The sequence below is a fragment of the Streptomyces sp. NPDC005151 genome, from assembly GCF_053599875.1.
The window spans coordinates 1-11,066 of sequence record NZ_JBSFYR010000146.1 but is presented as its reverse complement, the minus strand read 5'-3'; the positions used below and the strand labels follow the sequence as shown (position 1 = coordinate 11,066).

At 70.9% G+C, this 11,066-nt stretch carries 10 protein-coding genes; 7 read left to right on the top strand and 3 right to left on the bottom strand.

Annotated features, from left to right (window positions below):
* Positions 1–43 precede the first annotated feature (43 nt).
* Together ACWD6R_RS37825 and ACWD6R_RS37820 are read right to left on the bottom strand one after the other, a co-directional pair.
* Entirely contained in the window at positions 44–250 is a 207-nt protein-coding gene (locus ACWD6R_RS37825) for an acyl-CoA carboxylase subunit epsilon (RefSeq protein ID WP_451822895.1), read from the bottom strand.
* Positions 251–264: 14 nt separating this feature from the next.
* Entirely contained in the window at positions 265–1,848 is a 1,584-nt protein-coding gene (locus tag ACWD6R_RS37820) for an acyl-CoA carboxylase subunit beta (RefSeq protein ID WP_451822894.1), read from the bottom strand.
* A 199-nt stretch (positions 1,849–2,047) separates the two neighbouring features.
* Between ACWD6R_RS37820 and ACWD6R_RS37815 the strand changes: the two genes are divergently transcribed.
* From ACWD6R_RS37815 to hutH, 5 genes are all read left to right on the top strand, one after another.
* Complete coding sequence (locus ACWD6R_RS37815) at positions 2,048–2,914, top strand: biotin--[acetyl-CoA-carboxylase] ligase (RefSeq protein WP_451822893.1); 867 nt, start codon at positions 2,048–2,050, stop codon at positions 2,912–2,914.
* A 420-nt stretch (positions 2,915–3,334) separates the two neighbouring features.
* Positions 3,335–4,507, top strand: coding sequence for an adenylate/guanylate cyclase domain-containing protein (locus ACWD6R_RS37810; RefSeq protein WP_451822892.1), 1,173 nt, complete (start codon positions 3,335–3,337; stop codon positions 4,505–4,507).
* A gap of 75 nt (positions 4,508–4,582) precedes the next feature.
* On the top strand, positions 4,583–5,395 hold the full coding sequence (locus ACWD6R_RS37805) for an enoyl-CoA hydratase/isomerase family protein (protein WP_358857829.1): 813 nt from the start codon (positions 4,583–4,585) through the stop codon (positions 5,393–5,395).
* Between the two features lie 86 nt (positions 5,396–5,481).
* On the top strand, positions 5,482–6,663 hold the full coding sequence (locus ACWD6R_RS37800; RefSeq protein WP_451822891.1) for a diguanylate cyclase domain-containing protein: 1,182 nt from the start codon (positions 5,482–5,484) through the stop codon (positions 6,661–6,663).
* A 90-nt stretch (positions 6,664–6,753) separates the two neighbouring features.
* Entirely contained in the window at positions 6,754–8,304 is a 1,551-nt protein-coding gene (hutH, locus tag ACWD6R_RS37795) for a histidine ammonia-lyase (protein ID WP_451822890.1), read from the top strand.
* A 155-nt stretch (positions 8,305–8,459) separates the two neighbouring features.
* Here hutH and ACWD6R_RS37790 read toward each other — a convergent pair whose 3' ends face one another.
* Complete coding sequence (locus ACWD6R_RS37790) at positions 8,460–8,765, bottom strand: hypothetical protein (RefSeq protein WP_451822889.1); 306 nt, start codon at positions 8,763–8,765, stop codon at positions 8,460–8,462.
* A 114-nt stretch (positions 8,766–8,879) separates the two neighbouring features.
* On the opposite strand from ACWD6R_RS37790, the gene ACWD6R_RS37785 reads away from it, so the two are divergent.
* On the top strand, positions 8,880–9,287 hold the full coding sequence (locus ACWD6R_RS37785; RefSeq protein WP_451822888.1) for a hypothetical protein: 408 nt from the start codon (positions 8,880–8,882) through the stop codon (positions 9,285–9,287).
* A 206-nt stretch (positions 9,288–9,493) separates the two neighbouring features.
* Positions 9,494–10,765, top strand: a complete 1,272-nt coding sequence (locus ACWD6R_RS37780; RefSeq protein WP_451822887.1) for a L,D-transpeptidase — start codon at positions 9,494–9,496, stop codon at positions 10,763–10,765.
* Positions 10,766–11,066 lie beyond the last annotated feature (301 nt).

The following is an 11,066-nucleotide window of genomic DNA, read 5'->3' as shown; positions in this document are numbered from 1 at the left end:
CCCGCCGTGGCGGGTTCCGGGCCTCCGCCGTGCGGCCGGACGGTTACCCCGGCCAGTACGTCCGCGCCCAGGCCCGCGGGCCAGGCCGGTGGCGCTCCCGGCGGGCGATGCGGCCCGGGTCGGACCACTGCTCGTGCAGCGCGGGCGCGCCGGACGACACAGCGGCCGTCGCCGCGGCGCGCGCCTGGACCACTGCCAGTGCGGCGGCCAGCTCCTCCGGGGTCGGGTTGCCCCGTACGACCTTGATCATGGTCAGGACCCTTTCTAGAGGGGGATGTTGCCGTGCTTCTTCGGGGGCAGCGATTCCCGCTTCGTACGCAGCTGGCGCAGCCCCTTCACCACGTGTGCCCGGGTGTCGGACGGCATGATCACGGCGTCCACGTAGCCGCGTTCGGCCGCCACGTACGGGTTGAGCAGCGCGTCCTCGTAGTCGGCCATCAGCTCGGCGCGGGTCGCCTCCTGATCCTCGGCGGCCGCGATGGTGCGGCGGTGCAGGATGTTCACCGCACCCTGCGCGCCCATCACCGCGATCTGCGCGGTCGGCCAGGCGACATTGATGTCGGCGCCCAGGTGCTTGGAGCCCATGACGTCGTACGCGCCGCCGAACGCCTTGCGGGTGATCACCGTGATCAGCGGGACGGTCGCCTCCGCGTACGCGTAGATCAGCTTGGCGCCGCGCCGGATGATGCCGCCGTACTCCTGGTCGACGCCGGGCAGGAAGCCGGGGACGTCGACGAAGGTCAGCACGGGCACGTTGAACGCGTCGCAGGTACGGACGAAGCGTGCGGCCTTTTCGCTCGCGTTGATGTCCAGACAACCCGCGAACTGCATCGGCTGGTTGGCGACGATGCCGACGGGGTAGCCCTCGACGCGCCCGAAGCCGGTGATGATGTTCGGCGCGAACAGGGCCTGCGTCTCAAGGAACTCGCCGTCGTCCAGCACATGCTCGATGGCGGTGTGCATGTCGTACGGATGGTTCGCCGAGTCCGGGATGAGGGTGTCGAGCTCACGGTCCTCGTCGGTCACCGTGAGATCCGCCTCCTCCGGGAAGGCGGGCGCCTCGGAGAGGTTGTTCGACGGGAGGTAGGACAGCAGTGACTTGACGTACTCGATGGCGTCCTTCTCGTCACCCGCCATGTGATGCGCCACACCCGAGGTGGTGTTGTGCGTACGGGCGCCGCCCAGCTCCTCGAAGCCGACGTCCTCACCGGTCACCGTCTTGATGACGTCGGGACCCGTGATGAACATGTGCGAGGTCTGGTCGACCATGACGGTGAAGTCGGTGATCGCGGGAGAGTAGACCGCGCCACCGGCGCACGGTCCGACGATCAGCGAGATCTGCGGGACGACACCCGAGGCGTGCACATTGCGGCGGAAGATCTCGGCGAACAGACCGAGCGCGGCCACACCCTCCTGGATACGGGCGCCGCCGCCGTCGTTGATGCCGATGACCGGGCAGCCGGTCTTCAGCGCGAAGTCCATCACCTTGACGATTTTCTCACCGTAGACCTCGCCGAGCGAGCCGCCGAAGATGGTGAAGTCCTGCGAATACACGCAGACGGGGCGGCCGTCGACCGTGCCGTAGCCGGTGACGACACCGTCTCCGTACGGGCGGTTCTTCTCGATGCCGAAGTTGGTGGAGCGGTGCCGGGCGAACTCGTCGAGCTCCACGAAGGAACCCTCGTCGAGCAGGAGATCGACCCGCTCGCGGGCGGTCAACTTGCCCTTGGCGTGCTGCTTTTCGACCGCGCGTGCGGATCCGGCGTGCGTCGCCTCGTCGATACGGCGCTGCAGGTCCGCGATCTTGCCCGCGGTGGTGTGAATGTCGATCTTTTCCGGCTCGGACATCGGGTGGCGGCTCCCTGCCTGGTCACGGGGACGACTGACTGGTGGGTTCTACGGCTGCGTGCGCGGCCGGGTGCGCGACGCGTGCGCGAGGACGGCCGGGCGGGCAGCTGCCGAAGGTGCTGAATGGCTACTGATCCGTAGCGTATCGGCGCGGATACCGTTCGGCAGTGCGTCGTTTGCCACACCTAGGGTGGCTTGCATGACACCTCCGGATGCGTCACAGAACCGCTGGTCGGACCTGGACCGGCCGCCCCTGAACGTCCCCGCGCTGCGCCGCGGACTGCTGCGGCCGGGCGGCCTGTGGACCTCGCTCGACGTCGTGAACACGACCGGTTCCACCAACTCCGACCTCGCGGGACGGGCTGCGGAACTCACCGAGGGCACGGTCCTGATCGCCGAGGAACAGACCGCGGGCCGAGGCCGTCTCGACCGGACCTGGACGGCGCCCGCCCGCTCCGGCCTGTTCTTCTCCGTCTACCTGACTCCCGGCGACGGCGTACCGGTCCATCGCTGGGGCTGGCTGCCGCTGCTCGCGGGTGTCGCGGCGGCGACCGGTCTGGCAAAGGCGGCGGGCGTCGACATGGCGCTTAAATGGCCGAACGACCTGCTGGTCACGGTGGCGGGCGAGGAGCGCAAGGCGGGCGGCATCCTGGCCGAGCGCGCCGCGAACGGCGTCGTGGTCGGTATCGGCGTCAACGTCTCCCTGCACGCGGACGAACTCCCCGTCCCCACGGCCGCCTCCCTCGGCCTGGCCGGAGCGGTCTCCACCGACCGGGAGACGCTGCTGCGGGGCGTGCTGCGCTCGCTGGAGCACTGGTACGAGGAATGGCGCGCGGCCGACGGCGACGCGGCGGGGAGCGGCCTCCAGGCGGCGTACGCGGCGGGCTGCGCGACGCTGGGGCGGACGGTATGCGCCCAGCTTCCCGGCGACCGCTCCCTCACCGGTGAGGCGGTGGCGATCGACGGTGACGGCCGCCTGATCCTGTCCACCGACGAAGGCCTCCAGGAACCGGTGTCGGCGGGCGACATCGTCCACCTGAGGGGCGCGGAGGGCGGCCTTGCCTAGTGCCTTACCGGGGCGCCCACCGGTGGCCCCGCCGCGCGGCGGGGACGGCCCAGGCCCCCCGCGACCCCGCCACGTACCGGGGTCGCCGGGGCCCCACCACCCACAGCCACCACGAGCCCCCCGGCCCGGGCCGGCCCCGTACCGGGGTGTCCGGTCCGGCCGTCGTCCCCGTGGAAACCACCCACCGGGGGGCAGCCCCCCACGCCCCCGGCCCGGGCCGGCCCCGTACCGGGGTGTCCGGTCCGGCCGTCGTCCCCGTGGAAACCACCCACCGGGGGGCAGCCCCCACGCCCCCGGCCCGGGCCGGCCCCGTACCGGGGTGCCCTCATTTAGTGAGGTAGCGCACACCTGCCGTATCGTTGAGGCGATCCACCGACAGATCGGCAGGGCAGTGCGCAGGGAACGGGCAGGAGGCGGCTGGTGACCGTCGACGACACGAGCTCCGGCGCGGGCGCGGAACCCTCACCGGAACCCTCGGTCCACGCGACGCCGCATCACGAAGTCGACCACACGGCGGAACCGACCGACGATCCCCTCGCGATCCGGCTGGAACAGCTGATCCTGGGGGCCGACCGCCGCTACACCCCGTTCCAGGCGGCCCGTACCGCCGGCGTCTCGATGGACCTGGCGTCGCGGTTCTGGCGGGCCATGGGGTTCGCCGACATCGGGCAGGCGAAGGCGCTCACCGAGGCGGACGTGCTGGCGCTGCGGCGGCTCGCCGGACTCGTGGAGGCGGGACTGCTCAGCGAGCCCATGGCGGTGCAGGTCGCCCGGTCCACCGGGCAGACCACCGCCCGGCTGGCGGAATGGCAGATCGATTCCTTCCTGGAGGGGCTGACCGAGCCGCCCGAGCCCGGCATGACCCGCACCGAGGTCACGTATCCCCTGGTGGAGCTGCTCCTGCCGGAGCTGGAGGAGTTCCTCATCTATGTCTGGCGGCGCCAGCTCGCCGCCGCGACCGGCCGGGTGGTGCAGGCGGCCGACGACGACGAGATGGTGGACCGCAGGCTCGCCGTCGGCTTCGCGGACCTGGTCGGCTTCACCCGGCTGACCCGGCGGCTGGAGGAGGAGGAGCTCGGCGAGCTCGTCGAGTCGTTCGAGACGACCTGCGCCGACCTGGTCGCCGCGCACGGCGGCCGGCTCATCAAGACCCTCGGTGACGAGGTCCTCTACGCCGCCGACGACGCGGGCACGGCGGCCGAGATCGCGCTGCGCCTGATAGAGGCGATGGCCCAGGACGAGGCGATGCCCGCGCTCCGTGTCGGCATCGCGTTCGGCACCGTCACGACCCGGATGGGCGATGTCTTCGGCACGACGGTGAACCTCGCCAGTCGGCTCACCTCGATAGCGCCCAAGGACGCCGTGCTGGTGGACGGCGCGTTCGCGGAGGAGCTGACGCGTACGGGCGACGCCCCGGCCTCCGAGGCGCAGGCGGCGGAGGAGGCCGCGGCGGCCGAGAAGGAGCGCGAGGACGGCATGGAGCCGCTGGCCGTGCCGAAGTACCGGTACGGGCTGCAGCCGATGTGGCAGCGGCCGGTGCGTGGGCTCGGCGTGGTGGAGCCGTGGCTGCTGGCCCGGCGCGGTACGTCCTGACCGCGCCCCGGGGCGCGCTCGCGGACACCCCCTAGGATCCCTCCGGTAACGCTCGTTAACCGGAGGGGTGCAGTCATGACCGTCACGTCCGAGCAGCGGTTCGGGGAGTTCGTCGTCGTACGGGTCCACGAGGGCCAGGACCATGTCGCCGAACTGGTTCTGGACCGGCCCAAGGCCATGAACGCCGTGTCCACGGACATGGCCCGATCGATCGGTGCCGCCTGTGCGGCGCTCGCCGCCGACCCCGCCGTACGGGTCACTGTTCTCACCTCCAGCCACGAGCGCGCCTTCTGTGTGGGCGCGGACCTCAAGGAGCGGAATTCCTTCACCGACGCCGAGCTGGTGCGGCAGCGGCCCACCGCCCGCGCCGCCTACACCGGCGTCCTCGACCTGCCGATGCCGACGGTCGCCGCCGTGCACGGGTTCGCCCTCGGAGGCGGATTCGAGCTGGCTCTCTCCTGCGATCTGATCGTCGCCGACCGGACCGCCGTGGTGGGGCTGCCGGAGGTGTCGGTCGGCGTCATCCCGGGGGGCGGCGGCACCCAGTTGCTGCCGCGCCGGATCGGGGCGGCGCGCGCCGCCGAGCTGGTCTTCACCGCCCGGCGGGTGGAGGCCGCGGAGGCAAGGGAGTTGGGCCTCGTCGACGAGCTGGTGGAGGCCGGGGAGGACCGGACGCAGGCGCTCGCGCTCGCCGGGCGGATCGCGGCCAACTCGCCGGTGGGTCTGCGCGCTGCGAAGCGTGCGCTGCGGCTCGGACACGGGCTCGATCTGCGGGCCGGACTGGAAGTGGAGGACGCGGCCTGGCGCTCGGTGGCCTTCTCCGGGGACCGGGCCGAGGGCGTGGCCGCGTTCAACGAGAAGCGGAAGCCGAACTGGCCCGGCGAGTAACGGTACGTCGTGGCTCCGACCCGCAGAGCAGGCGATTCGCGGCTTCAAGTTGATCAAATCACCACAGATCTACATACGATGTAACGATGGGTGGTGAGGATGTGCGGCTGCGGGCCGTCGTATCGCTTGCGCAGTCGATGGCTGCGGCGCATACCCCGCGCGAGTCCTGGCGGGCGGCCGCGCTGGGGGCGTGCGAGGCGTTGGGCGGCAGTTTCGCCGCGCTCTCCGTGTGGGAGCGCGGGCCGGGGCGGCTCCGGGTACTGGTGAACGCGGGTGAACGGGCCGAGGGGGAGGAGGAGTTCCCCGACGAGGAGACGTACCCGGTGCACGAGTTCCCGGAGATCACCGAGTTCCTGCACGAGCGGTGGGCGGGGGGCGGTGAACCGGACGCCTGGGTGGAGACGGCCGACGGGCCGGTCGGCGAGGACGGTGTCGCGTCCGACGTGAAATCGGCGGGTGCGGGCGGGCACGGGAGCGGTTACCGCCATCAGCGCGTGGCGGCTCTGCGGCGCCGTCGGCGCGGCTGCTGTGTGGTCGCGCCGATCGTGCTGCACGGGCGGGCCTGGGGTGAGCTCTATGTGGCGCGACCGGTGGGGGTGCCGGTGTTCGGGCGGGAGGACGCGGACTTCGCGACCGTGCTGGCCGCCGTCGTCGCCGCCGGGATCTCCCAGACCGAGCGCCTCGAAGAGGTCCGCAGGCTCGCCTTCACCGACCCGCTGACGGGGCTGGCCAACCGTCGCCTCGTCGATGCGCGGCTCGACGAGGCGGTGGAACGGCACCATGCCGACGGCTCGGTGGTCAGCCTGGTCGTCTGCGACCTGAACGGCCTGAAGGGAGTCAACGACACACTCGGCCACGCGGTCGGCGACCGACTGCTGGAACGTTTCGGCTCGGTGCTGTCACGGTGTGGCGCGATGCTGCCGGGCGCGCTCGCGGCCCGGCTCGGCGGTGACGAGTTCTGCCTGCTCGCCGTGGGCCCCGAGGCGGACGAGGTGATCCGGGTGGCCACCGAACTCTGCGACCGGGCATCGGAGTTGGAGCACGGCGACGGGGTCGCCTGCGGGATCGCGTCGACCGGTGACCCGATCGGTCCGGTGATCTCGGCCCGGCGGCTCTTCCGGCTGGCGGACGCCGCCCAGTACCGGGCGAAGGCGGCCCGCTCGACGAAACCGGTGGTGGCGGGGCGGGACGGCGAGGTCATCCGGCTGGCCGACTCGCCGCCGAAGTCCGCTCATGACCGCCGTCGGCTGCGCGGCAGCCGTCCGTAGCGCTCGTGCGGAACCGCGATCGGGATCGGTAAGGGGTCAACCGCACGACCACTAGTGACATGGAGAGTTTCAGTCCGTACGCTTCTGAATATGGATATGCACACAGTCGTGGTGGGGACGTCCGGTACCACCGCAGAGGACGTCATCGCCGTGGCTCGCGCGGGAGCCCGCGTCGAGCTCTCCGCAGCCGCAGTCAGCGCACTTGCCGCCGCCCGCGAGATCGTGGAGGCGCTGGCCGCCAAGCCCGAGCCGGTCTACGGCGTCTCCACCGGCTTCGGCGCGCTCGCCAGCCGGCACATCAGCCCCGACCTGCGGGCCCAGCTCCAGCGCAACATCGTCCGCTCGCACGCGGCCGGGATGGGCCCGCGCGTCGAGCGCGAGGTCGTGCGGGCGCTGATGTTCCTGCGCCTGAAGACGGTCTGCTCCGGCCACACCGGCGTACGCCCCGAGGTTGCCCAGACCATGGCCGACGTACTGAACGCGGGCATCACCCCCGTCGTGCACGAGTACGGCTCGCTCGGCTGCTCCGGCGACCTGGCACCCCTCTCGCACTGCGCCCTGACGCTGATGGGCGAGGGTGACGCCGAGGGCTCCGACGGTGTCGTACGCCCGGCTGGTGAGCTCCTCGCCGCGCACGGCATCGCCCCCGTCGAGCTGCGCGAGAAGGAGGGCCTCGCCCTCCTCAACGGCACCGACGGCATGCTCGGCATGCTCGTGATGGCCCTCGCCGACCTGAAGAACCTCTACACCTCCGCCGACATCACCGCCGCGCTCAGCCTGGAGGCACTGCTCGGCACGGAGAAGGTCCTCGCCCCGGAGCTGCACGCCATCCGCCCGCACCCGGGCCAGGGCGTCAGCGCCGACAACATGCTGCGGGTGCTGTCCGGGTCCGGCCTCACCGGTCATCACCAGGACGACGCGCCGCGCGTCCAGGACGCCTACTCCGTGAGGTGCGCGCCCCAGGTCAACGGCGCCGGGCGGGACACCCTCGCGTACGCCGGGATCGTCGCCGACCGCGAGCTGGCCTCCGCCGTCGACAACCCCGTCGTCCTGCCGGACGGCCGCGTCGAGTCCAACGGCAACTTCCACGGCGCCCCGGTGGCGTACGTACTCGACTTCCTGGCGATCGTCGCCGCCGACCTCGGCTCGATCACCGAGCGCCGCACGGACCGGCTGCTGGACAAGAACCGTTCGCACGGGCTGCCGCCGTTCCTCGCCGACGACGCCGGTGTCGACTCGGGTCTGATGATCGCCCAGTACACGCAGGCCGCCCTGGTCAGCGAGATGAAGCGGCTCGCGGTCCCGGCGTCGGCGGACTCGATCCCGTCCTCCGCGATGCAGGAGGACCACGTCTCCATGGGCTGGTCGGCGGCGCGCAAGCTCCGTACCGCGGTGGAGAACCTCGGTCGGATCGTCGCCGTCGAGCTGTACGCGGCGACCCGCGCCATCGAACTGCGCGCCGCCCAGGGGCTCGCCCCGGCGCCCGCGTCCCTCGCCGCGATCGAGGCGCTGCGGGCGGCCGGCGTGGAGGGGCCCGGCCCGGACCGGTTCCTTTCGCCGGATCTGGCTGCCGCGGACGCGTTCGTGCGGAGCGGGAAGCTGGTGGCTGCGGTGGAGCCGGTCACCGGGGCACTGGCGTAGGGCGCGTCCGCAAAGTCCCGCCCGGCCCGCAGAGTTGCCGGGATACCCAAGTGGCTCCGCTGCTCGGGAATCCCGGCGCCCCGCTTCGGGCGGACGGCGATATCTTGCGGACACCCCCTGGGGGCATCCGGCGGATCTGCGGACGGACCTGTCCCTCAAGCCCGTCCGGCGATCGAGGACAAGGCGCCCGCGCGGCGCCCGGAGTGGGCGACGAACGCTGCGCCGATGGCCAGGAACGCTGTGCCACCGATCAGATACGGAGTGGTGTCGGCCCCGGCCCCGGTCTCGGCGAGCACCGGCCCGGACACCTCGTCACCGGCGTTCGTGACCGCCGGTCTGCTCGGCGCACCGGCCACACCGTCGGCATCGTCCGTCGCGTTGGCCGACGGGACGAACCACAGGGCGCACAGCAGCGTGGCCGCCGCGGTGGCGGTCAGGAGCGGACGGCGGGCCATGGCCACGGAATCGATCCCCCTTGTGACAGCAGTGAGTTAGAGGAGCTCAGTGCGCCGATGCTAATGAAAGCAGCGGGTCGCGGGAAAGCCGGGGGAGCCCTTGGCCCTACGCTCCGGCGTATGAGCACTTCAGAGACATCACGGTTTGTTCGTCTTCGCGTGGAGATGGTGTTGGAGATCACCGACGCGGACGCCCTCAGCGGTACGGCACTGGAGAGCATCGCCGCCGAGTACGGCGAGCCCGGCGGCGAGTCGGCCGAGGAACGCATGCATGCCGAGTCCGCGGTACGGAAAGACGGTGCGGAGGCCCTCGCCTCCCTCATCGACCCGTTCGATCTGGTCAGCGAGGTGCCGGGGGTCGAGCTGGCCCAGGCCTCCTGGACCAGCGAGATCATCGACTACGACCCCGAGGACCCGGACGCCTGGGACCTCGACGACGAGGTCGAGGGTTACGGCGACGGCGACGAGGACGACATCGCGCACAATGGGGAGGAAGACGACGACGGGGAACAGCGGTCCAGCCGGTGAACACACCGGCCCCGGCCCGTTTCCGGTGGGCCGGGCCACCAGGTGTTCGGCCCCTGGAACCACAGCTGCCACGGCTGCGTCGATGAGTGGTGTTCCCCACATCTTTGACGGATGTGGAACGGAGGGCCCCTCCCGGGTGTTCTTGGAACATTGACGGGGTACCGCCGGCCGGCGGCTCTGCTCGGGGTTATGGGGATACGGCAACGATGGAGAAGCGTGTGATGACGGACAGCAAACGGCGCAGGGGCCTGATGGCCGCGTCCGCACTGCTGGGCGGCGTTCTGGTGCTCACCGGCTGCAGCGACGGCGGCGACAAGGGCGGCAGCAGCGCCGAGAGCTCGAAGAAGTCGCAGGCGGCAGAGGTCGACAAGGCGGCGGCCCAGGACGCTTCGGAGGCGCAGATAGCGATCTCGCCGAAGAACGGCGCGACCAACGCCAGCATCAACAACGACGCCAAGGTCACCGTGGCCAAGGGCAAGCTGACCGAGGTCACCATGACCACGGCGGCCGGTGCGAGCGTCCAGGGCACCCTGGCGGCCGACGGCACGAGCTGGCAGCCGAACGGGCAGCTGGAGCGCTCGACCACGTACAAGATCAACGCGACGGCCAAGGACTCGAAGGGCCGCGAGGCTCACGAGAACTCCTCGTTCACCACCGTGTCGCCCGCCAACAGCTTCATCGGGAACTTCACCCCCGAGGACGGCTCCACGGTCGGCGTCGGCATGCCGGTCTCGATCAACTTCAACAAGCCGATCACGGACAAGAAGGCCGTCCAGGCCGGGATCACCGTGACGTCCAGCAGCGGCCAGCAGGTCGTCGGCCACTGGTTCAACTCACAGCGTCTGGACCTGCGTCCCGAGCAGTACTGGACGGGCGGCTCCACCGTCACGCTGAAGCTGGCGCTGGACGGCGTCGAGGGCGCGAACGGCGTCTTCGGTGTGCAGCAGAAGACGGTCACCTTCAAGGTCGGCCGCAACCAGGTCTCGACGGTCGACGCCAGCACGAAGACGATGACCGTCACCCAGAACGGCAAGACGATCAAGACCATCCCGATCTCGGCCGGCTCCCCGGCCAACCCGACGTACAACGGTCAGATGGTGATCTCCGAGAAGTTCAAGGAGACCCGGATGAACGGTGCGACGGTCGGCTTCACCGACGCCGACGGCAAGGGCGAGTACGACATCAAGGACGTGCCGCACGCCATGCGGCTGTCCTCGTCGGGCACGTTCATCCACGGCAACTACTGGGGAGCGCGGTCGGTCTTCGGCGGCGCCAACACCAGCCACGGCTGCGTCGGCCTCGCCGACGTCAAGGGTGCGAGCGACGCCAACCAGCCCGCCGCGTGGTTCTACAACAACTCGCTCGTCGGCGACGTGGTCATCGTCAAGAACTCCCCGGACAAGACCATCACCCCCGACAACGGCCTCAACGGCTGGAACCTGAGCTGGGCCGACTGGCAGGCAGGCTCCGAAGTCTGACCCCGGCGGGCGTCCCCGGACGTCCCTCCGTACCCTGTGCTCGACCGCGTACCCGCGTAAACCCCGACGCCACGTACGTACGCAAGGCGGCGGCACCCCGGATCCCCTCGGATCCCCGGTGCCGCCGCCTTCGTCGTACGGAAGCGTTCTCATCCGGATCTCATCGCGGCCTTAACCCGCCATCACAACCGCTCCATAGCGTCGCGCCATCTCTTGATCTTCGCGGGGAATCCCGGCGTTTACGCCGGGAGGGAATGCGATCCGTGGGGCGGAGGTGCGGAGCGCCGGAGTGATCTGCGCC

Bases quoted from the DNA above. Each gene is read 5' to 3' on its own strand.
- ACWD6R_RS37825 (WP_451822895.1), bottom strand. From the start codon at position 250: ATGATCAAGGTCGTACGGGGCAACCCGACCCCGGAGGAGCTGGCCGCC.
- ACWD6R_RS37820 (WP_451822894.1), bottom strand. From the start codon at position 1,848: ATGTCCGAGCCGGAAAAGATCGACATTCACACCACCGCGGGCAAGATC.
- ACWD6R_RS37815 (WP_451822893.1), top strand. From the start codon at position 2,048: ATGACACCTCCGGATGCGTCACAGAACCGCTGGTCGGACCTGGACCGG.
- ACWD6R_RS37805 (WP_358857829.1), top strand. From the start codon at position 4,583: ATGACCGTCACGTCCGAGCAGCGGTTCGGGGAGTTCGTCGTCGTACGG.
- ACWD6R_RS37800 (WP_451822891.1), top strand. From the start codon at position 5,482: ATGGGTGGTGAGGATGTGCGGCTGCGGGCCGTCGTATCGCTTGCGCAG.
- hutH (WP_451822890.1), top strand. From the start codon at position 6,754: ATGGATATGCACACAGTCGTGGTGGGGACGTCCGGTACCACCGCAGAG.
- ACWD6R_RS37785 (WP_451822888.1), top strand. From the start codon at position 8,880: ATGAGCACTTCAGAGACATCACGGTTTGTTCGTCTTCGCGTGGAGATG.
- ACWD6R_RS37780 (WP_451822887.1), top strand. From the start codon at position 9,494: ATGGAGAAGCGTGTGATGACGGACAGCAAACGGCGCAGGGGCCTGATG.